Annotated in this window: 20 protein-coding genes; 16 read left to right on the top strand and 4 right to left on the bottom strand. The window is 69.8% G+C overall.

Going from position 1 to position 21,082, the window contains the following annotated elements; all coding sequences use genetic code 11:
- The first annotated feature begins 7 nt into the window (after positions 1-7).
- Both ACYVIO_RS34740 and glsA read left to right on the top strand, forming a co-directional pair.
- Complete coding sequence (locus tag ACYVIO_RS34740) at positions 8-1,789, top strand: SLC13 family permease (RefSeq protein WP_460655196.1); 1,782 nt, start codon at positions 8-10, stop codon at positions 1,787-1,789.
- Position 1,790: 1 nt separating this feature from the next.
- Entirely contained in the window at positions 1,791-2,804 is a 1,014-nt protein-coding gene (glsA, locus tag ACYVIO_RS34735) for a glutaminase A (RefSeq protein WP_460655195.1), read from the top strand.
- On the opposite strand, the gene ACYVIO_RS34730 is transcribed toward glsA, so the two are convergent.
- A complete protein-coding gene (locus tag ACYVIO_RS34730) occupies positions 2,785-3,921 on the bottom strand; it encodes a S1C family serine protease (RefSeq protein WP_460655194.1) in 1,137 nt (378 codons plus the stop codon). The genes glsA and ACYVIO_RS34730 overlap by 20 nt on opposite strands.
- Before the next feature lie 19 nt (positions 3,922-3,940).
- Positions 3,941-5,935, bottom strand: coding sequence for a hypothetical protein (locus tag ACYVIO_RS34725; protein ID WP_460655193.1), 1,995 nt, complete (start codon positions 5,933-5,935; stop codon positions 3,941-3,943).
- Between the two features lie 176 nt (positions 5,936-6,111).
- Between ACYVIO_RS34725 and ACYVIO_RS34720 the strand changes: the two genes are divergently transcribed.
- Together ACYVIO_RS34720 and ACYVIO_RS34715 are read left to right on the top strand one after the other, a co-directional pair.
- Positions 6,112-6,555 carry a DUF6325 family protein gene (locus ACYVIO_RS34720; protein WP_460655192.1) on the top strand — a complete coding sequence of 148 codons (444 nt, stop codon included), beginning with the start codon at positions 6,112-6,114 and terminating at the stop codon, positions 6,553-6,555.
- Positions 6,552-6,809 (top strand): SHOCT domain-containing protein, encoded by a 258-nt coding sequence (locus tag ACYVIO_RS34715; protein WP_460655191.1) that lies wholly within the window; start codon positions 6,552-6,554, stop codon positions 6,807-6,809. The genes ACYVIO_RS34720 and ACYVIO_RS34715 overlap by 4 nt, the downstream gene beginning before the upstream one ends.
- Here the strand turns inward: ACYVIO_RS34715 and ACYVIO_RS34710 are convergent, their stop codons facing one another.
- A complete protein-coding gene (locus ACYVIO_RS34710) occupies positions 6,810-7,859 on the bottom strand; it encodes a lysylphosphatidylglycerol synthase domain-containing protein (protein WP_460655190.1) in 1,050 nt (349 codons plus the stop codon).
- A gap of 109 nt (positions 7,860-7,968) precedes the next feature.
- Here ACYVIO_RS34710 and ACYVIO_RS34705 point away from each other — a divergent pair, with 109 nt between their 5' ends.
- From ACYVIO_RS34705 to ACYVIO_RS34650, 12 genes are all read left to right on the top strand, one after another.
- Positions 7,969-8,190, top strand: a complete 222-nt coding sequence (locus ACYVIO_RS34705; RefSeq protein ID WP_460655189.1) for a hypothetical protein — start codon at positions 7,969-7,971, stop codon at positions 8,188-8,190.
- A gap of 14 nt (positions 8,191-8,204) precedes the next feature.
- On the top strand, positions 8,205-8,882 hold the full coding sequence (locus tag ACYVIO_RS34700; protein WP_460655188.1) for a GAP family protein: 678 nt from the start codon (positions 8,205-8,207) through the stop codon (positions 8,880-8,882).
- 25 nt (positions 8,883-8,907) lie between these two features.
- On the top strand, positions 8,908-9,402 hold the full coding sequence (locus ACYVIO_RS34695; protein WP_460655187.1) for a DUF1269 domain-containing protein: 495 nt from the start codon (positions 8,908-8,910) through the stop codon (positions 9,400-9,402).
- A 255-nt stretch (positions 9,403-9,657) separates the two neighbouring features.
- The gene (gene kdpF, locus ACYVIO_RS34690) at positions 9,658-9,747 is read left to right on the top strand and encodes a K(+)-transporting ATPase subunit F (protein WP_130442715.1); all 90 of its coding nucleotides are present in this window, start codon (positions 9,658-9,660) and stop codon (positions 9,745-9,747) included.
- Positions 9,747-11,408 carry a potassium-transporting ATPase subunit KdpA gene (kdpA, locus tag ACYVIO_RS34685; protein WP_460655186.1) on the top strand — a complete coding sequence of 554 codons (1,662 nt, stop codon included), beginning with the start codon at positions 9,747-9,749 and terminating at the stop codon, positions 11,406-11,408. The genes kdpF and kdpA overlap by 1 nt, the downstream gene beginning before the upstream one ends.
- A gap of 47 nt (positions 11,409-11,455) precedes the next feature.
- Positions 11,456-13,492 (top strand): potassium-transporting ATPase subunit KdpB, encoded by a 2,037-nt coding sequence (kdpB, locus tag ACYVIO_RS34680; protein ID WP_460655469.1) that lies wholly within the window; start codon positions 11,456-11,458, stop codon positions 13,490-13,492.
- 30 nt (positions 13,493-13,522) lie between these two features.
- Complete coding sequence (gene kdpC, locus ACYVIO_RS34675; RefSeq protein ID WP_460655185.1) at positions 13,523-14,155, top strand: K(+)-transporting ATPase subunit C; 633 nt, start codon at positions 13,523-13,525, stop codon at positions 14,153-14,155.
- A 16-nt stretch (positions 14,156-14,171) separates the two neighbouring features.
- A complete protein-coding gene (locus ACYVIO_RS34670) occupies positions 14,172-16,721 on the top strand; it encodes a sensor histidine kinase (RefSeq protein WP_460655184.1) in 2,550 nt (849 codons plus the stop codon).
- A complete protein-coding gene (locus ACYVIO_RS34665) occupies positions 16,718-17,395 on the top strand; it encodes a response regulator (protein WP_460655183.1) in 678 nt (225 codons plus the stop codon). The genes ACYVIO_RS34670 and ACYVIO_RS34665 overlap by 4 nt, the downstream gene beginning before the upstream one ends.
- A gap of 98 nt (positions 17,396-17,493) precedes the next feature.
- Positions 17,494-17,793 (top strand): SAV_915 family protein, encoded by a 300-nt coding sequence (locus ACYVIO_RS34660; RefSeq protein ID WP_460655182.1) that lies wholly within the window; start codon positions 17,494-17,496, stop codon positions 17,791-17,793.
- Complete coding sequence (locus tag ACYVIO_RS34655) at positions 17,783-17,914, top strand: hypothetical protein (RefSeq protein ID WP_460655181.1); 132 nt, start codon at positions 17,783-17,785, stop codon at positions 17,912-17,914. The genes ACYVIO_RS34660 and ACYVIO_RS34655 overlap by 11 nt, the downstream gene beginning before the upstream one ends.
- A gap of 121 nt (positions 17,915-18,035) precedes the next feature.
- Positions 18,036-20,051 carry a PPC domain-containing protein gene (locus ACYVIO_RS34650; protein WP_460655180.1) on the top strand — a complete coding sequence of 672 codons (2,016 nt, stop codon included), beginning with the start codon at positions 18,036-18,038 and terminating at the stop codon, positions 20,049-20,051.
- 39 nt (positions 20,052-20,090) lie between these two features.
- Here the strand turns inward: ACYVIO_RS34650 and ACYVIO_RS34645 are convergent, their stop codons facing one another.
- Positions 20,091-21,077 (bottom strand): methyltransferase, encoded by a 987-nt coding sequence (locus tag ACYVIO_RS34645; RefSeq protein WP_460655179.1) that lies wholly within the window; start codon positions 21,075-21,077, stop codon positions 20,091-20,093.
- Between the last annotated feature and the right edge of the window lie 5 nt (positions 21,078-21,082).

The following is a 21,082-nucleotide window of genomic DNA, read 5'->3' as shown; positions in this document are numbered from 1 at the left end:
CGGAACGGTGAGCCTGCTCATCCTGGGGCTCACCGTCGCCCTGTTCGTCTGGAACCGCCTCCCCGTCGAGGTCGTCGCCGTCCTCACCGCTCTGGCCCTCTGGGCGACCGGCGTACTGGACTTCACCGCGGTGCTGGCCGGGTTCGGCGACCCGGTGGTGATCTTCATCGCCACGCTGTTCGTGGTCAGCGAGGCCGTCGACTCCACCGGCGTCACCGCGTGGGCCGGGCAGACGATCGTCCGGTACGCCGGAACGACGCGCGTCCGGCTGCTGGTCGCCGTCACCGGTCTGTGCGCTGTGCTGTCGGCGCTGATCACGCTGAACGGGGCGACCGCGGCGCTGCTGCCCCTGGTCGTCATGCTCGCGCTGCGGATCGGTGAACCGCCGTCCCGGATGCTGATGCCGTTGACCTTCGCCGGCAGCGCGGGCTCGCTGCTCATGCTGACCGGGACACCGGTCAACATCATCGTCTCCGACGCGGCCGCCGATGCGGGCGCCGGCGCGTTCCCGTTCTTCTCGTTCGCCGTGGTGGGTGTCCCGCTCGTCGTCGGCACCATCGCGATCTCGGTCCTGCTGGGCCCGAAGCTGCTCCCGGCCGCACGACCGGCCCACCCGGCCGCCGATCTGGCCGTGCACGCCCAGACGCTCGACAGCCACTACGCGCTGACCAACGGGTTCTACCGGCTGCGCGTGCGCGAGTTGTCCCGGCTGATCGGCCAGGGCATCGGCGAGCTCGACCTCACGTCGTACCCCGATGTCGTGGTTGTCGGCGTCCAGGACGAACGCGGACGGGCCCGGCTGGATGCCTCCATCGACGTCGGCGACGTCCTGGTGGTGACCGGTCCGCCTGACCAGGTGGGCAGTCTGACGAGTGACTCGTCGCTCGCGGTCAGTACGACGCCGACGCCGGTCGACGACCTGATGTCGCGCGAGGCCGGAGTGGTCGAGGCCGTCATCCCGCCGCGGTCGTCGCTGGTCGGCGAGACGGTCTTTCCGGGGATGCACCGCGGCCGGGACCTGGTCATCATCGCCGTCCAGCGGATGGGCAAGGACCGCGGCAGCCGCAAGACCCAGTTGGCCGAAGGGGACGCGATCCTCGTGCACGGCCCGTGGGATGCCCTCGACGAGCTGACCAAGGACCGGGACGTGTTGCTGGTCGACTCACCGGAGCTCGTACGGCGGCAGGCCGTGCCCTGGGGGCCGAAGGCATCGATCGCCGTCGCCGTCCTCGCGGCGATGGTCGTCCTGCTCGCCACGGGAGCCGTTCCGCCGGCGATGGCCGGTCTGCTCGCCGCGACCGCGATGGTGCTGACCAAGGTGGTCGGACCGCGGCAGGCCTACCGCGCCATCTCCTGGCAGATCGTCGTTCTGATCGGCGCGCTGATCCCGCTGTCGGCTGCGATCCAGTCCAGCGGTGGCGCGGACCGGATCGCCGACCTGATCGTCGACGCGATCGGGCCGGGCCGGCCGTACCTGTTGCTGGTGGCCCTCTTCGTCCTCACCGCGACGCTCGGGCAGATGGTCAGCAACACCGCGACCGTGCTGATCGTCGCGCCGATCGCGGTGGCCGCCGCGGAGGGAACCGGGACGTCGGTCCAACCGGTCCTGATGCTGATCGCGGTCGCCGGAGCGGCCTCGCTGCTGACGCCGATCTCGACCCCGGCGAACATGATGATCATGAGCCCCGCGGGCTACCGCTTCGGCGACTACTGGAAGCTCGGCCTGGTCGTGATGGCGTGGTGGCTGCTCACGGCGCTGACGATCATCCCGCTGGTCTGGCCGTTCTGAGATGCCGGCCGTCGACAGGTACGTGTCCACCGGCGGCCTGCCCGAGCTGACCAGCGTCGCCGAGCTGGTCCAGGCGGCGTACGAGACCTTCCGGGACGTCGGTACGGGGGAGGTGACCGACGTGTATCCGGCACTGGCCGCGGCCGACCCGGACTCCTTCGGCGTCTGCGTCGCGGCCACCGACGGCCGGCTGGTCGAGGCGGGGGACTCACGGCGGACCTTCACGATCATGAGCGTCGCGAAACCGTTCGTGTTCGCCTTGGTCTGCCAGGCAGCCGGTGTCGACGCCGTGCGTGCGCTGGTCGGGGTGAACGCCACCGGTCTGCCCTTCAACTCCGTGCAGGCGGTCGAGCGATCGCCGCGCGGGCGGACCAACCCCATGGTGAACTCCGGCGCGATCGCGACCACCAGTCTGACTCCGGGCTGTACGGCGGACGAGCGCTGGGGCTTCGTCGCCGACGGTCTGTCGTCGTTCGCGGGTCGGGAACTCCAGCTCGACCGCAGCGTCCTGGCCTCGGCGCTGGCCACGAATCACCACAACCGCGCCCTGGCCGCTCTGCTGCGCAGCGTCGACGGTCTGGCCGGCGACCCCGGCGAAGCGGTCGAGCTCTACACCAGGCAGAGCTGTCTCGGCGTCACGGCGACCGACCTCGCGGTGATGGGCGCGACCCTGGCCGACGGCGGGATCTGCCCGGTGACGCAGGAGCGGGTGGTCGACCCGGACACCGCCCGCGAGACGCTTGCGGTGATGACGATCGCCGGCTTGTACGAGACGTCGGGGGACTGGCTGCTCGACGTCGGGGTTCCCGGCAAGAGCGGGATCGGCGGGGGCATCGTCACCGTCTCGCCCGGCAAGGGAGCGCTCGGAACGTTCGCGCCGCGGCTGGACCAGGCAGGCAACAGCGTGCGAGGCCAGCTGACCGCACGGTTCCTGGCGCGGCGGCTCGGTCTCGACCTGCTCGCGTCCCAGCCCGTCCGGCCCGCCGTACCGGTTGCTACGGAGCGGCCAAGGTGAGGGTCGCGCTGATCGACTGACCTGCTCGCAGGTACGTCAGCTCGACAGCGTCGCCGACCGCGCCGGTCAGGGTGGCGACGACAAGCTGCTCACTGCTGACAGCGCGTTCTCCCGCGACTTCGGTGATGATGTCGCCGGCCTTGAGCCCGGCCTTGGCGGCAGGCCCCGCGGCGTCGACCGCGAGCACGAAGAGGCCGGTCGGCGCGTTCGCCGCCTGGGCGGCCGCCGGTGGAATCTCCTGGACCTGCAGCCCCGTCGTCGGATGCCCCGGCTTTCCGGTTTTGATCAGCGCGTCCGCGATCGGTTCGGCCAGGTCCAGCGGGATCGCGAAGCCCAGCCCGACGCTGCCACCGCCGCTGATGCCGGCGGCGTTCGGCACGGTGGCGATCGCGGCGTTGACCCCGACCAGGCGTCCGGCGCAGTCCACCAGCGCGCCTCCGCTGTTGCCGGGGTTGATCGCCGCGTCGGTCTGGATGGCTCCGATCAGGTGGTGAGTCACTCCGTCACCCGGCACCGGCACGTACCGGTCCAGCGCGCTGACGATGCCGGAGGTGACCGTGCTGGCGAGTCCCAGCGGCGCACCGAGGGCGACGACGGGCTGGCCGACCTGCAGCGACTCCGACGAACCGAACCCGATCACCGGAAAGCCCTTCGCGGCATCGGCGGCCTTGAGCACCGCCAGATCGGTGCTCGGGTCACGGCCGACGATCACGGCGCCGGACTCGTGGCCGTCGCTGTACTGGACGGAGACGGCGCCACCACCGGCCGCGGCGACCGAGATGACGTGGTCGTTGGTGAGGATGTAGCCGCCGTCCCGGATCACCTGCCCCGATCCGGTGCCGGCCTGGGCGCCGCGGCGCGCGCTGATCTTCACGATCGAGGGCAGCACCTGGTTCGCCACCGGGATCGCGGCGCACATCGCCGGCTGCGGATCGGCCTGGTCGGCGGCGGACGCCGTACCGGCGGTGTCGTCGTCACGTCGTACGGCGAGGAAGATCAGCGCGGTGACCAGCGCGCCGACGATCACACCGACCGCCGTCGGGACCAGCAGTTGGCGGTGCCGACGGACCGGTGGGGCGGTTGCGGGATCCGGCGGTCCGCCGTCGGTCTGGACCATCTCGATCTCCTTCGTGCGTTCAGGAGTCGGAGCGCGCCGGCGTGAGGTCGTCCTCGACGCTCCCGTCACCATCCCGAGCGTAAGTTCGTCCGGCGTCGGGAAGCTCACCCGATCCAGGTGATCGCGGCCCGGCCACGAAGCGGTCGAAGTACAGGTAGACGACCGCCGTGGCGGCGACCGGCATCGCCAGGGCGAACAGCAGCGACGACACCACGTCGATCAGCGTCGCCGACAGGTCGGTCCCGAGCAGCAGCACGATCCCGGCGACCGGCCCGGCCGCCAGGCCCAGGCCGAGAACGACCGCGAGCGGTCCCGCCGTACGCCACCAGCGGCCTCTGATCAGCAACCGGCTGCGGCGCAACGCCGTACGGCCGGAGCAGTGCTCGGCCATCACGACGGGCAGGGCGAACGCACGACTGACCGTGTAGTAGACCGCCAGGGGAATCGTCGCCACGAAGATCGTCAGGACGGTGATCACGACGAAGTACTGCACGGCCACCCGGGTCACCGGACGCCAGTTCGAGGTCACCTGGCGCAGCGCGGGTCCTGCCGTCGCGGGGACGCCGCGGTCGAGTCGGTCGAGCGTTGCCGTGACAGCGGTCAGCAGGACGACGTACGTCGCGATGGTGAGGATCGTGACCACCAGCGCGAGCAGGGACGCCCAGAAGCCGGTCGCGTTCTCGGTCGGGGCGCCGAGGTCGGCCGGCGCGTCCCGCCGGGCGACCTGGATCCTGGCCAGGGCGACGGTCACCAGGCTCAGCACGACGAAGGCCGTGGCGAAGCCCGCGAACAGACCGGGTCTGTGCCTGAACAGCCGAAGGGCGGCGACAACCGTCTGACCCCAGGCCCGCCGCTTGCGGGCCGGGAGCGGGGGAGCGTCGGACCAGCGAGTACGGCTCGCTGCGAACCAGATCAGGACCACCAGTGTCGCGAGCAGCAGGCCCAGCAGCCAGGTCCGGTCGAGGGTCTCGCGCAGCAGGTTCGATCCGGTTCCGACCGCCGTACAGAAGACGCCGGTGCTGCTCGGTCCGAGCACCGCGCCGACCGGCACGGTGTTGCTGTCGTCCCGCCAGGTCGCCTCGGCGTCCTGGATCGGCGCGGTCCACGACGTCTTCATGTTCGGCCCGGTCGGACCGTCGAAGAAGGACCGTTGCCGTTCGCCCCAACGCCCTTCGAAGGCGAGCCAGGGATACTGCGACAGGTAGTCCGCGCGGGCCATCGGCACGTAGGCGACGCGCGGGCCCATCGCGTCCATCGGCCTGGTGGTGTCGTCGCACCCGAGTCCCTCCGAGCCTCGGCCGAGGTACAGCCGGCGGCCGAACTTGTTCGCGTGCGAACCCGCCGCCGGGTAGACGACCGGGTGGGTGCCGTCCACGAGCTCGAGCTTCGCGTCGCCCCACAACGCCCGTTCGGCTCCGCCGTGCTGGCTGTAGCCGACGGCGGTCGGGTCTGTGGTCAGTGCGGCGGCGGGGGTCCCGACGTCGAAGACCAGCCGGATCGACTCCCAGTCTCCTTCGTGGGTGTTGTTGTAGTCGTTGAAGACGTAGAAGAACCAGTACTCCAAGGAGAGCTGGCCGGGGAACCCCGGATCGGAGACCACGTGGGCGTAGACGGTCGCCGGATGCACCGCGTTGATCCGCGTCGACCATTCGGCGTAGCCGCACCCGGGGCGCAGCGGGTCGCCGGGGAAGTCGAGGAAGTGGCCGGGGTACTGGCGTCCCAGGTCCGTGCCCTCGGGTTGTGGCTTGACCAGGTCGGGCGGCCGCCAAGGCCCGCGGAGCGCCACCTGTTGATCGCCGAGCACGGCTTCGACGTCGGTCGGCCGGAACTGCTCGCCGGCCGCACACCTCGGGGAGTCCTGCTGCAGCCGTACGACGGGGGAGTAGCGCTCGGCCAGGGCCTTCCCGGCCTCGTCCTGCGGAGATTCGTCGGCCACCGCCTGGCCGGGCAGGCACACGAGCACCGCGACGACCGCGGCCGACATCACAGCACGCCTCCACGCGGATGCCTTCATGTCGTCAGGATGAGTCCGCGGGAGCTGCTCCCGCACCATCCAACGCTGATCCACCGCCCGTCGCCGGGTCACCCGATCCGGGTGATCCGCGCGGCCGGAACAGCTTGGAACCATGGCGGACGTCCCGGCGTACGGCGCTTGTGTCGTCCGCGCCGCGACACGAGCGGAGGTCGCAGATGGCGAAGCAGGACGCCGATCACGTGCTGGGTCCGATCGATCTGCTGGTGGTCGAGATCCCTCCGGACGGTCCCGGACCGCAGGGGTTCGGCGCGCTGCTGCAGCTCGCCGAGCGCGACGTCGTCCGGATCCTCGACCTCGAGGTGGTCCGTAAGTCCGCCGACGGAACGCTGTCCTTCGTCATCCCCGGCGACGGCGTCCTTCCGGAGCTGGCGCCGTTCGCCGGTGCCTCGTCGGGTCTGCTGGACGCCGACGACCTCCGGGAGGCGGGGGCTTTCATCGAGCCGGGCAGGCTGGGCGTCGTCGTCATCTACGAGAACGAGTGGATCGTGTCGATGGAGGCCGCCCTGCGGGAGCAGGGCGCGCGACTGGCCGCCGCCGGCCGGATCCCGGCCGCGGACCTCGAAGCAGCACTGGGTGTCGACCAGGGGGAGCCACGGTGAGACTGCTCAGGACCGCGGCGCGGACCGCCGTCATCGCCGGTACGGCGACCCGCGTGCACAACCGGATCGCTGCCCGGCAGCAAGGAACCTGGGCGGCGTCGACGACGGCTCCGCCGCCACCCGCGCCGTCCGCGGTCGACGAGCGCTCCGCCATGCTGCGGCAGCTGCAGGAGCTCGGCGGGCTGCGGGACTCCGGCGTACTGACCGAGGCCGAGTTCGAGGCCGAGAAGGCGAAGATCCTGCAGGACGACTGACTAGTCGGTGGCTGCCGTCGTGGAGTTGGACCGGCGCCACCACAAGACGGTGAGCAGGCCGACGACCACGGGCACGAGCTGGACGGCGACCCGCCAGACCAGCAGGCCCGCGACCAGGTCGGTCGCGGCGACCGTGCTGTGGTCGGAGACGAAGGCGGCGTACGTCGCGTCGAGCACCCCGGCGCCCATCATCGGCAGGCCCGTCAGCGGGTAGATGACGAAGAAGCTGCAGGCGAGGATCGCGAGGGTGGGGCCGTCGATCCGGACGCCGACGAACGCCAGGCAAAGGATCAGAACGCCCGCTTCCGCGGCGATCAGGACGATCTGGCTGGCGACCGCGAGACCCCCGCGCCGGCGCATCCGCTCGGCGCTGTGCGACTGGAACTCGACCAGCACCTGCGCCCACGCGTCCGGTCCGCGGGTGGAGGGCCGTACCCGGCGCAGCAACGATCCGAGGAGACGCCCGAGCTTCGCGGCGGTCCGGTCGGCCCGGAGCGCGTAGAGCAGTCCGCCCAGGAGAAGCGCCGCTGCGGAGCCGAACAGCAAGGCCGACCAGCCGAACGGCGCGTAGAACGTGCGAGTGGCCCAGAAGATCGCGAAGCCCAGGACCGGCGCGCTCAGCCGCGCGACGTAGAACAGCAGCGTGCTGACGGTCAGCCCGGACGCCGCGTTCGTGGTGTCGATGCCCCACGACCGCAGCATGGCCAGCCGGATCACCACGTCGCTCGGCGACGGCGCGATCATGGCGACCGAGGCGGCCGCGACATCGTTGACCATGGCCCGCAGGTAGCCCAGACCGGCGATCAGCAGTGCGATCGGAGCGGCGAGGAGGGCCCGCCGGACCAGCATCGCGGCCAGCAGGACCAGGATCTGCCAGACGCTGAGATGGGTGAGCGCCGTACCCACGTCGTACCAACTGACGTCACGGAGCAGACGCAGGAGCAGCCAGCCCACCACGACGACGAGAGCGATCCGGCCGAATCGCAGGACAGGCTTGGGGATCTTCCGCCGGGGAGCTGCGTGCGCCGGAGGCGACAGGGGCTCGGCCATGGGTACAGCCTGCTGAGCCGGAGCCCGGCCACCATCCCCCGATCCGGGGGAGTCGGTCGAGGCCGTGAGGCCGCAACATCGGGTCGAAGGGTGAAAGGGGCGTTACGCCATGGGCCACTACGTCATCCGGGTCAAAGGCGAGTTGTCGCGCGATCTGACGGACGCGTTCCCCGCCCTGTCCGCCGACCCGGAGCCCGCGCAGACCATCCTGCACGGTTACCTGGCCGACCAGGCGGCGCTGGCCGGCATCCTCAACCACCTGGACATGCTGGGCGTGGACATCCTCGAGGTGGTGCAGGTTCCGCCGAACCGGTCGGCGGAGAAGGACTGAGGGGCGGCCCCGGAGTGTGGCCTGTGGTCGGCGCCGTCCTTCCGCAAGCGATGGCGATCGCCCTGAGCCCGGTCCCGATGGTCTGCATCGTGCTGGTGCTGATGTCCGCCCGGCCGGTGCGCGCGGGACTGAGCTTCGCGGTCGGCTGGGTGGGCGCGCTGGCGATCGCGGTCGGTCTCGTCGCGTGGCTCACCGACACCGTCGCGCAGGACGACGCGGAGGCTGCACGCGACGGCGTCGACCTCGTTCAACTGGCGGTCGGACTGCTGTTCGCCGGCCTCGCGGTGCGGTACTGGCGCAAACGGCCGGTACCTGGTGAACCGCCACCCCGGCCGGCGATCGTGGACCGGATCGCCGCGCTGTCCGGACCCGCGCTCGTCCTGACCGGAGCCGGCGCGGCGCTGGCCAACGTGAAGAACCTCCCCCTGATCGTCAGCGCCGGCGGCTCCCTGGGCGGAGCCGGTCTGGCCGCGGGATCCCTGACAGCCGCCACCGCCGTCTTCGTCAGTGCGGCCTCACTGACCGTCCTCGGCCCGCTGGTCGCGGTGGTGATCGCCGGTACGGCGAAGTCCGCCGAGACCCTGAAGAGCCTCGAGACCTGGCTGCTGACCAACCTGAACACGATCACCGTCGTCCTCCTGCTCGTCCTGTCCACCGTCCTGATCGGCCGCGGCCTGGACCTGTTCCGATGATCCGCACGCGAGGGAGAGCAGACCGATGGCGACCTTGACCGTCTGGAAGTTCGCGAGCTGGGACGGCGCCAACCAGGCGATCGCCACGCTCGAGGCGCTCGCGAAACAGGATCTGCTCAAGGTGCACGACGCCGCCTCGGTGTCGTGGCAACCCGAGGCGAGACGCCCCAGAACCCGGCAGGTCCGCGATCTCACCGGGGTCGGCGCGATCGGCGGCATGTTCTGGGGAATGCTGTTCGGCCTGATCTTCCTGATGCCACTGGCCGGTGCCGCGCTGGGGGCCGCGTCAGGCGCCCTGGCAGGATCCCTGGTCGATGTCGGGATCGACGACGAGTTCATCAGGTCGGCCCGCGACCAGATCACCCCTGGAACATCGGCGCTGTTCCTGCTGACCAGCGACGTGGACCGCGACAAGGTCAAAGCCACGTTCGACGCGACCGGCCTCCAGAAGCCGGAGCTGATCCAGTCGAACCTGTCCGCCGAGCAGGAGCAGGCCCTGCGAGAGATGTTCGCCGCCTGAGTCGAGCTGCTTCGCGGGTGAACCTGGTCGCCGTGACGACGATCCCGGCGTCGCCGTGAGAGTCGCGTGAGAGCTGGGCGAGCGGCTGTGAGAGGTCTGCGAGAAGACTCCTGACTGGGCAGGCGGCGGTGTCCAGTAGAGGCATGAGCTCTTTAGTCGAGGGGTGGGGCAGGTCATGAAGGACCTTCTGTTCCTAGCCGTCTGTGTCGGTACGTTCGCGGCCGTGTGGTTCGTACTGCGGGGGGTGGAGAAGCTGTGAGCGCCGAGAACATCGCGGGCCTCGTGGTCGCCGCGGCGCTGGTCCTCTACCTGGTCGCCGCCCTGATCTTTCCCGAGAGGTTCTGATGTCCGACACCGCCGCCGGCCTGCTCCAGGTCGGCCTGCTGGTCCTGCTCCTGGCGGCCGCCTACCGGCCGCTGGGTGGTTACATGGCCCACGTCTTCAGCACGGACAAGGACTCCCGGGTCGAGCGTGGTACGTACAAGCTGCTGGGAGTCGATGCGAAGGCCGACCAGACCTGGGCGGTCTACGCCCGGTCGCTGCTCGCCTTCTCCGCCGTCAGCCTGATCTTCCTCTACGGGTTGCAGCGCGTGCAGGGTCACCTGCCGTTCTCCAACGGCCTGCCCGGGGTCGAGCAGGGACTGTCGTTCAACACCGCCGCGTCGTTCGTCGCGAACACCAACTGGCAGTCGTACTCGCCTGAGGTGACGATGGGCCACCTGGTCCAGTTCGCCGGCCTCGCGGTGCAGAACTTCGTCTCCGCCGCGGTCGGTATCAGCGTGGCCGTCGCGCTGATGCGCGGCTTCGCCCGGTCCCGGACCGACCGGCTGGGCAATTTCTGGGTCGACCTGATCCGGACCGTGCTGCGGATCCTGCTGCCGATCGCGATCCTGGGCGGCCTGCTGCTGGTCGCGATGGGCGTCGTACAGAACCTGTCGTCGGGGCACGAGGTCACCAGTGTGGTCGGCCAGGCGCAGACCCTCCCGGGTGGCTCGGTCGCTAGCCAGGAGGTGATCAAAGAGCTCGGCACGAACGGCGGTGGCTACTACAACGCCAACTCCGCGCACCCGTTCGAGAACCCCAACGGGCTGTCGAACCTGTTCGAGATCTTCCTGATCCTGCTGATCCCGGTCTGCATCACCCGCACCTTCGGCCTGCTGGTCAAGGACAAGCGCCAGGGCTACGCCATTCTCGGCGTGATGGGCACGCTGTGGGCGGCCTTCACCTTCGCGGCGACGATCTTCGAGGTCCGCGGTGCCGGTACGGCGACGCAGGCCGCGGGCGCTGCCATGGAGGGCAAGGAGACCCGCTTCGGCGAGTGGGCGTCGGCGCTGTTCGCCTCGTCCACGACCGGTACGTCGACCGGCGCGGTGAACGCCGCGCACGACTCGCTCACCCCGCTGGGCGGTGGAACGACGTTGTTCCACATGATGCTCGGTGAGGTCAGTCCGGGCGGTGTCGGCACCGGCCTGTACGGCATGCTCGTGCTGGCTGTCCTGGCGGTCTTCGTCGCCGGGCTGATGGTCGGCCGGACGCCGGAGTACCTGCGCAAGAAGATCAGCGCCCGCGAGATGAAGCTGGTCTCCCTCTACATCCTGGCCACCCCGAGCCTGGTGCTGGCCGGTACGGCGATCGCGATGGGCCTGCAGTCGGCCCGGGCCTCGATCTTCAACACCGACAGCCCGCACGGCTTCTCCGAGGTGCTCTACGCGTTCACCTCGGCGGCCAACAACAACGGCAGCGCGTTCGGCGGTCTCAGCGCGAACACGCCGTTCTACAACACGGCGCTCGGCCTGGCGATGCTGCTCGGCCGGTTCGTACCGATCGTGCTCGTTCTCGCCCTGGCCGGCTCGTTCGCCAAGCAGCAGCCGGTACCGGTGAACGAAGGCACGTTGCCCACCCACAAGGCCCTGTTCGTCACGATGCTCGTCGGCGTCGTACTGATCGTCACGGGCCTGACCTACTTCCCCGCACTCACCCTTGGACCCCTCGCGGAGGGACTGTGACCACGCTGTTGAAGACCCCGTCCCCGGCACCGGCGCCGCAGAAGGCGGTGACGAAGACGCGCTCGGGTCTGTTCGACCCGAAGATGCTGCTGACGTCGCTGCCGGACGCCGTCCGGAAGCTGGATCCGCGGGTGATGGTGAAGAACCCGGTGATGTTCGTGGTCGAGGTCGGCGCGGTCGCGTCGACGGTGCTGGCCCTCACCGATTCGAGTGTCTTCGTCTGGTGGATCGTGGTCTGGCTCTGGCTGACCGTGATCTTCGCCAACCTCGCCGAAGCCGTCGCGGAAGGCCGCGGCAAGGCCCAGGCCGACACGCTCCGGCGGGCCAAGACGGAGACCACGGCGCGGCGGCTGACCGCCGACGGGTCCGAGGAAGAGGTCCCGGCCACGGCGCTGCAGCTGGGCGACCGGGTGGTCGTCGAGGCCGGCCAGGTCATTCCCGGCGACGGTGACGTCGTCGAGGGCGTGGCCAGCGTCGACGAGTCTGCGATCACCGGTGAGTCCGCGCCGGTGATCCGTGAGTCCGGTGGTGACCGCAGTGCGGTGACCGGTGGGACGCGGGTGCTGTCGGACCGGATCGTCGTGAAGATCACGACCAGGCCGGGGGAGAGCTTCATCGACCGGATGATCGCGCTGGTCGAGGGTGCCTCCCGGCAGAAGACGCCGAACGAGATCGCGCTGAACATCCTGCTGGCCAGCCTGACCATCGTGTTCCTGATGGCCACGGTGACGCTGAAGCCGTTCGCGGCGTACGCCGGAACGAACCTCGGCATCGTCGTACTGGTCGCTCTGCTGGTGTGCCTGATCCCGACCACGATCGGTGCACTCCTGTCGGCGATCGGGATCGCGGGCATGGACCGGCTGGTGCAGCGCAACGTGCTGGCGATGTCGGGCCGCGCGGTCGAGGCGGCCGGCGACGTGAACACGCTGCTGCTGGACAAGACCGGGACGATCACGCTGGGGAACCGGCAGGCCGCGGAGTTCATCCCGCTGGCGGGGGTCAGCGAGACCGAGCTGGCAGATGCGGCGCAGCTGTCCAGCCTGGCGGACGAGACGCCGGAGGGCCGGTCGATCGTCGTACTAGCGAAGAGCCGGTACGGGCTGCGCGAGCGGCACACCGGTGAGTTGCCGCACGCAACGTTCGTGGAGTTCACCGCGCAGACGCGGATGAGCGGTGTGGACGTCGACGACCGGCAGATCCGGAAGGGTGCGGCCGGTGCCGTGACCGCGTGGATCCACGACCAGGGCGGCACCGTGGTGGCCGGGCTGGGCGACCTCGTCGACGGCATCTCGGCCTCCGGCGGGACCCCGCTGGTGGTTGCCATCAGCAAGGACGGGGTGGCGCGGCCGCTGGGGGTCATCCACCTGAAGGACGTCGTCAAGGCGGGTATGCGGGAGCGGTTCGACCAGATGCGCGCGATGGGCATCCGGACTGTGATGATCACCGGCGACAACCAGCTGACCGCCAAGGCGATCGCCGAGGAGGCCGGGGTCGACGACTTCCTGGCCGAGGCGACGCCCGAGGACAAGATGGCGCTGATCAAGAAGGAGCAGGAGGGCGGCCGACTGGTCGCGATGACCGGCGACGGGACGAACGACGCCCCGGCGCTGGCCCAGGCCGACGTCGGTGTGGCGATGAACTCCGGGACGTCGGCGGCCAAGGAGGCCGGCAACATGGTCGACCTGGACTCCAACCCGACCAAGCTGATCGAGATCGTCGAGATCGGCAAGCAGTTGCTGATCACCCGGGGTTCGCTGACCACGTTCTCGATCGCGAACGACGTGGCCAAGTACTTCGCGATCCTGCCGGCGCTGTTCGCCGCGTCGTACCCGGGGCTGGACAAGCTGAACATCATGCAGCTGGCCTCGCCGGAGTCGGCGATCGTCTCGGCCATCGTGTTCAACGCGCTGGTGATCGTGGCGCTGGTCCCGCTCGCGCTGCGTGGTGTGCGGTACAAGCCGTCGTCGGCCTCGGCGATGCTGCGCCGCAACCTGCTGATCTACGGGCTCGGCGGACTCGTCACCCCGTTCGTCGGCATCAAGCTCATCGACCTGCTGGTCTCGCTCATTCCCGGGATCGGCTGACCGTCATGACGATTCGAAAGGTGTACTGCAATGGCTAGCAATCTCCCCGGCTCCGTACGGCAGTTCGGGGTGGCGATCCGGGCCGTGGTGGTGCTCACCATCGCTCTCGGGATCGTGTACCCGCTGGCGATGACAGGTGCCGCGCAGGCCCTGTTCCACGGCAACGCGAACGGCTCGATCGTCCAGGTGGACGGCAAGGACGTCGGCTCGGACCTGATCGGTCAGGCCTACACCCGGGACACCGGCCAGAAGGACGCGGACGGCGAGCCGATCATGGAGGCCGACCCGAAGTGGTTCCAGACCCGGCCGTCCGCGGTCGACTACGACGCGATGGGCAGCTCGGCGTCGCAGTACGGTCCGAACAACCCCGAGCTGCTGAAGCTGATCGAGCAGCGTCGTGCCGACGTCGCCAAGCTCGAGGGCGTCGACCCGTCGCAGGTTCCGCCGGACGCGGTCACGGCCAGCGGGAGCGGGCTCGACCCGAGCATCAGCCCGGCGTACGCCGCACTGCAGGTGCAGCGGGTCGCGCGGGAGCGTGGGCTCGACGTCGGCCAGGTCCAGCAGCTGGTGAAGGACAACACCCAGGGCCGCACGCTCGGGTTCCTGGGGGAGACCGCGGTGAACGTCGTGACGCTGAACCGCGATCTCGCCGAGCTGAGCTGACCGGCCCGGTCGAGGGATGAGCAGGAGCGGCCGCGGGCGACTGCGGATCTACCTCGGGGCTGCCCCGGGCGTCGGGAAGACGTACAAGATGCTCGGCGAGGGGCAGCGCCGGGTGGCGCGGGACACCGATGTGGTGGTCGGCTTTGTGGAGACCCACGGCCGGCCCCACACGGACGCGATGCTGGAAGGACTGGAGGTGGTGCCGCGGCGGATCGTCGATCACCGCGGTGCCAGCTTCACCGAGTTCGACCTGGACGCCGTACTGGCCCGCAGGCCGGACGTCGTCCTGGTCGACGAACTAGCGCACACGAACATTCCGGGCAGCCGGAACGAGCGGCGCTGGCAGGACATCGACGAGCTGCTGACCGCCGGGATCGATGTGATCTCCACGGTGAACATCCAGCACCTGGAGTCGATCAACGACGTGGTCGAGAAGATCACCGGCGTCCCGCAGCGCGAAACGGTCCCGGACCGCGTGGTCCGGGCAGCCGACCAGATCGAGCTGGTCGACATGACGCCGGAGGCGCTGCGGCGCCGGATGGCACACGGCAACGTGTACGCCGCCGACAAGGTGGACGCTGCCCTGGGCAACTACTTCCGGGTGGGCAACCTGTCGGCGCTGCGGGAGCTGGCGTTGCTCTGGCTGGCGGACCGGGTCGACGCGGGGCTGCAGCAGTACCGGTCGCAGCACGAGATCGATTCGACCTGGGAGGCCCGGGAGCGGGTCGTGGTCGCCGTGACCGGCGGACCCGAGGGGGAGACGTTGATCCGGCGTGCGGCCCGGATCGCCGCGCGGTCGTCCGGCGGGGATCTGCTCGCCGTCCACGTCACTCGCTCGGACGGGTTGACCGGAGCGAGCCCGGCGCGGCTGGCTCAGCAGCGCGATCTCGTGGAGAGCCTCGGTGGCAGTTACCACCAGGTGGTCGGGGACGACATTCCCGACGCGTTGCTGTCGTTCGCCCGGGCGGAGAACGCGACGCAGCTGGTGCTCGGTGGCAGCCGGCGCTCGGTGTTCGCGTCGCTGGCCGGGCCTGGGATCGGTGCGAGCACGATCCGGGAGTCGGGGGACATCGACGTCCACATCGTCACCCATGCGGAGATCGGTCGTGGCAGGTTGCCGCGGCGGCAGGGGAGTCTGTCGCGGCGTCGCAAGGTGTACGGGTTCGTCCTGGCCTGCGGGTTGCCGCTGCTGCTGGCGGTGCTGCTCGGCATCGGCGCGGACACTCTGAACCTGACCAGTGACGTGCTCGTCTTCCTCTTTGCGGTGGTCGTCGTCGCTCTGGTCGGCGGTCTGTGGCCGGCGTTGCTGACGGCGGTCGGTGGATCGCTGGTGCTGAACTACTACTTCACGCCCCCGACGCGCACTTTCACCGTGGCGGAGCCGAACAACGTGCTCGCGCTGGCGATCTTCGTCCTCGTCGCGGCGATGGTCTCCTCGGTGGTCGATCGCGCCGCCCGCCGTACCAGGCAGGCGGCGCGGTCGACGGCCGAGTCCGAGACACTGGCGACGCTGGCCGGGACCGTGCTGCGGGGCGAGACCGCTCTTCCGGCGTTGCTCGAGCGGGTTCGCGAGGCCTTCGGGATGACGTCGGCCTGCCTGATGGAGCGGGTGGACGACGATGAGCTGACCGAGATCTGGCGACCGATCGCCTCCGCCGGTACGCCGACCTGCCGGCGCCCCGAGGACGGTGACGCGGAGATCCCGGGACGCGAGGATCTCGTGCTGGTGCTGCAGGGCCGGTCGCTCGCCGCCGACGAGCGCCGGCTGGTCGGCGCGTTCGCGGCCCACGCTGCTGCGTTGGTCGACCGGGCGCGGCTCAGCGAGGCCGCGGCCGAGGCGAAGCCGCTCGCTGAAGCCGACAAGGTCCGTACGGCGTTGTTGCGGGCTGTCGGCCACGATCTGCGCACCCCGCTGGCGTCGGCGAAGGCGTCGGTGACGAGTCTGCGCAGCAACGATGTCGAGTGGAGCCCGTCCGAGCGCGACGAGTTGCTGGAGACCGCTGACGAATCGCTCGATCGTTTGAATCGGTTGGTCGACAACCTGCTCGACCTGAGTCGGCTGCAGGCCGGGGTACTGCCCGTCTTCCAACGGCCGACGGCGCTTGACGAGATCGTGCCCGGCGTACTGGCTGAGCTCGGTGACGGTGGTCAGGTCCGCGTCGACATCCCGCTCGGCCTGCCGTTGATCGATGTCGATCCGGCCCTGCTGGAGCGGGTGATCGTGAACCTGCTCGCGAACGCCGTACGGTACTCGCCGCCCGGTCGGCCACCGTTGCTGTCGGCAAGCGCTTTGGGAGAGGTGGTGGAGATCCGGGTGGTCGATCGAGGACCCGGGATCCCGCCGGCCGATCGCGGCCGGGTGTTCGCGCCGTTCCAGCGCCTCGGCGACACCGACAACTCGACCGGCGTCGGGCTCGGCCTCGCGCTGGCGCGTGGGCTGACCGAGACGATGCACGGCACGGTCCAGCCCGAGGACACGCCGGGCGGCGGACTGACGATGGTCGTGTCGATCCCTTCGAGCGCGTCGGAGCCTCCGGTGCCGGGTAGCAGAGAGCGGTCGGAGTGACCAGAGTTCTCGTCGTCGACGATGAACCGCAGATCATCAGGACCCTGCGGATCAACCTGAAAGCGCGCGGGTACGAGGTGTACACCGCCGACCGGGGTTCTACGGCGTTGTCGACGGCCGGGCAGCACCCGCCGGACGTCGTCGTACTGGATCTGGGCCTGCCGGACTTCGACGGCGTCGACGTGATCCGCGGACTGCGGGGCTGGACCTCCGCACCGATCCTGGTGCTGTCCGGACGCACCGACAGCAGCGACAAGGTGGAGGCGCTCGACGCGGGCGCCGACGATTACATGACCAAGCCGTTCGGGATCGACGAGCTGTTCGCGCGCTTGCGCGCCGTACTGCGGCGGAGCAGCCTGACACCGGACGAGCCGCAGTTCGCGATCGGGACGCTGGAGGTCGATCTCGCGACCAAGAAGGTGCGTAAGGCAACGGGTGAGTTGATCCACCTGACGCCGACCGAGTGGCACCTGCTCGAGGTACTGGCTCGTCATCCCGGCAAGCTGCTGTCGCAGCGCCAGTTGCTCACCGAGGTGTGGGGGCCGGGCTACGAGACCGCCAGCGGCAACCTGCGGTTCTACATGACGCAGCTGCGCCGCAAGCTCGAACCGGATCCGGCCCGGCCGCGGTACCTGCTGAACGAGCCCGGCATGGGGTACCGGTTCGAGCCCTGAGCCTGCTCGTGTGAGAGACCTGTACGAGGTCGCCGGGTCGCTGTGGGAGACCTGTGAGGAAGCGCCTGTACGCCGGGTCCGAGGCCTAGCGTGGAGGGGTGAGTACATCGATGGACGTTCCCTTATTCGTGCCTACCCGGACCGCCGGCGCACCCGACGTGGTCGCGCTCCAGCTCGGGCGGCGGCCCGACGGCGTTCGGGTAGGCATCGCGTTCAGCAGCCTCGCGCGGTTGCGGGCGGCGTCGGGTCCGCGCCAGGACTGGCTGCGGATCGGCGAGCCCGAACTGCGCGGGCTGCTGGCGCAGCTCGGTATCCACGTGATCCAGTTCGACGCCGTACTGGTCGGACCCGACGTCGGAGCGGCAGCTCCGGAACTGGTGGGCTCCCATGGCCGTTGATCGTCATCACCCCAGGCCGCAGCCCGAACCGGCCAACCCCGAACTGGTGGCGGTCGTGCGGATCATCCTCGTGGTCGGCGTCCTGGCGGTGCTGCTCGGCGTACTGAACCACTTCGTCTGATCCACACCCGGTGCCGAGTCCTTCACAGGCGGTCAACTTTCGACCTATGGTGCAGCCACGCTCGGGGGAGTGGGCTCGCGGCGCGACAGCCGGCGAGCGTGGGGCAATCGGGAGGAGTCGCATGAATCCGCAGTTCAAGCGTGCCCTGGTGGGCATCTCGGCCGTGGCGCTGGTCGCCGCGGCCACGGGCCAGGGCAGTGCCGCGGTGTTGTCGAACTCTGGGGATCCGGTCACACCGCAACAGAAGTCCGTCCTGCAGTCCGGCGTGCAGCTGGCGCCGAAGAGCAGCAAGCCGCCCAGGGCCGTGGTCAACGGCAAGGAAGTCGGGATGCCGAACCCGTACCTGGCCAACAGCCCGGACGCCACGGCGACCGACTGGTCGTACTGGCGTTCCCTGATGGACGCCCAGGGCAAGCAACGGGCGAAGTCGCCCGCACTGGCCGCGGCCAAGAACAAGGCGGCGGGCAAGGCGCTCCCGTCGCCGTTGCTGTACGACGAACTGGAGCCGGACGCGCTCGGCGGCACCAACGACTCGTTCCTGGCCGCCGAACCGGTGAACGGTTTCGGGACCGGCGCCAAGCAGAACCCGCGGCTGCGCATCCTCGGCACGATGCCGAACCTGGCGCCGACAGCGGTCAGCATTCCGGCCGGAACCGAGGACAACGGCGCGATCCCGATCGCGACCTCGACCGGGATCGGAGCGGGCCGAGGGGCCGTGGTCACCAGCGCCACGCTCGGCGACGGTCCGCACGGCTCGGCGGGTGACGGCACGAACGACTTCGACTTCTACAAGCTGACCGCGACGAGCACGGGCCTGACCCTGAAGGTGAGCACCGAGGGGTCTCCGACCGACACCGTCGTTGCCGTCTACAACGCGGCCGGCGAGCAGCTGGCCGTGGACGACGACAGCGGCAACGGACTGACCAGCCTGCTGAGCTTCGACCTCCCGGCCGCCGGCGACTACTTCGTGCTGGTCTCCGGGTTCAGCCTCGACGGCCCGTTCCCGACCGACCCGAACGACTCGGGCTCCGGGCTCGGCGGCGCCGACGAAGGCGCCTACCAGGTGGCGATCTCCGCCGCGATCGTCGACAAGGACTTCTACGGCGTCAAGCTGAAGAAGGGCGACGTCCTCGGCGGCAGCGTGACCGGTTCGGCCGGGCGGCTCGTCGTCCACCGGATCGACGGCAGCCAGAGCATCGGCTCCCAGCAGGACGCGTCCAGCCTGTACCCGGTCACGTCCCCGCTGCCCGGCGGTGGCAACGCCGTCTTCGGGTACGTCGCGGAGGAGGCCGGCTGGTACGCCGTGTCGGTCGAGGACGGGATCGGGAACTACGACGCGACCGTCGAGGCCTACCGTCCCGGCACCGAGGTGGACACCAAGCAGCAGACGATCTTCCTCGACTTCGACGGTGCCCGGGTGAACACGTCGATCTTCGGCGACACCTCGCTCGGCGTACGGAACCTGTCGCCGTTCTCCGCGTTCATCGCCCGCTGGGGGCTGCCGCGGTCGGCCGAGGCCGAGCTGATCACCAAGATCACCGCGACGGTGACCGAGAACCTCAAGCAGGACCTGATCGCCCAGGGCCTCAACCCGAACGTCCAGGTCAAGGTGCTGAACAGCCGCGGGTCGGCCGACCAGTTCGGTCAGCAGAACGTCTCGCGGATCGTCGTCGGCGGCACCATCGCCGAGTCCGGCATCAACACGATCGGCATCGCCCAGACCATCGACCCGGGCAACTTCGGTCACGAGGAGACCGCACTGGTGCTGCTCGACGTACTGTCCAACCCTGCCAACGGGTTCGGTGACCCGTCGATCAACAGCTACCTGCCGGCCGGGGCGACCGCGGCGCAGAAGATCAAGTTCATCTCCCAGGTCGTCGGCAACGTGACCTCCCACGAGGCCGGCCACTTCGTCGGCAGCTACCACGTCGACCAGTTCAACGCGACGTACAACCTGATGGACCAGGGCGGCAACTTCCCGCTGCTGTACGGCGTCGGCGCCGACGGCCTCGGGGGCACCGCCGATGACGTCGACGTCGACTTCGGCGAGGACGTCTACAACCCCAACGAAGGCTTCACGGGGATCGAGGACACGCTCAACAACACCGCTTGGGCGCTGAGCAAGCCCAAGGGCTAGTCGCTTCGCTGAAGGGATCCCGGGCTGCCGGGATCCCTCTCAGTGCTTGCTCGCCTCCAGGATCGACATCCGGGTCGGGGTGTCGATCAGCCGGTTCAGGTGCAGTCCGGCGGCGGTGAAGAGGTCGGCGAACTGCCGCTCGGTGCGTTCGCGGCCGCCGGGCAGCACCAGCATGTTGAGGTCGGAGAAGGCCGCGCCGAGCTCGTGGCCCGGGCGGTCGAGGACCGTTTCGACGACCAGGACGACGCCGCCGGGGTTGAGCGAGGCGGCGCAGGTGCGCAGGATGTCGACGCAGCGGTCGTCGTGCCAGTCGTGCAGGATCGACTTCAGCAGGTATGCGTCGGCCGGGGGCACGTCGTCGAAGAAGCTTCCGGCGACGGCTGACCAGCGCTCACGCAACTGCGGATCTTTCGGTGCCTCCGCTACTGCCTGGGCCAGGTCGAAGACGGTGCCTTCGAGGTGCTCGTGCTCGGTCAGGACCGCTTCGAGCAGCACGCCGCGGCCACCGCCCACGTCGACGACTGTTTTGTGCTGGGTGAAGTCGAAGGTTGTCGCGACTGCTCGCGCGATGTCCACGGTCAGCGCGGCCATGGTCTCGTTGAAGATCTGGTTCTGCTGCGGCAGGCGTTGCCGGTGCGTCCACACGTCGACGCCGTGCAACGCCGGGAAGGCCGTCTCGCCGGTCCGGACGCTGTGGGCCAGGTGTCCCCAGGCGGCCCACAGGGCGGGATCCTGCAGGGTCCTCGCCAGCGGGCGCAGCGAGCCGGTGAGGTCCGATCGCAGTCCTTCGCCCAGGGGCGTGTTCTGGTAGCGGCCGTCGCCTTCGTCGTACACGCCGGCCGCGACCAGCGCGCGGAGCAGCCTGCCCAAGGTCTCCTCGTCCGCGCCGACGGCCTCGGCGAGTTCAGCGAGCGTGCGGGGGCCGGCGGTCAGTTCGTCCGACAGGCCCAGTTCGGCCGCAACGCTGAGCGCCGCGGACACGCGGAAGCCCGTCACCATCGCCTGAAGCCGCTCGCGGTTGTCCATAGGGC

The organism is Kribbella endophytica (genome assembly GCF_054781295.1).
The sequence above is the reverse complement of the archived record's forward strand: the minus strand, read 5'-3'. Positions and strand labels throughout refer to the sequence as shown.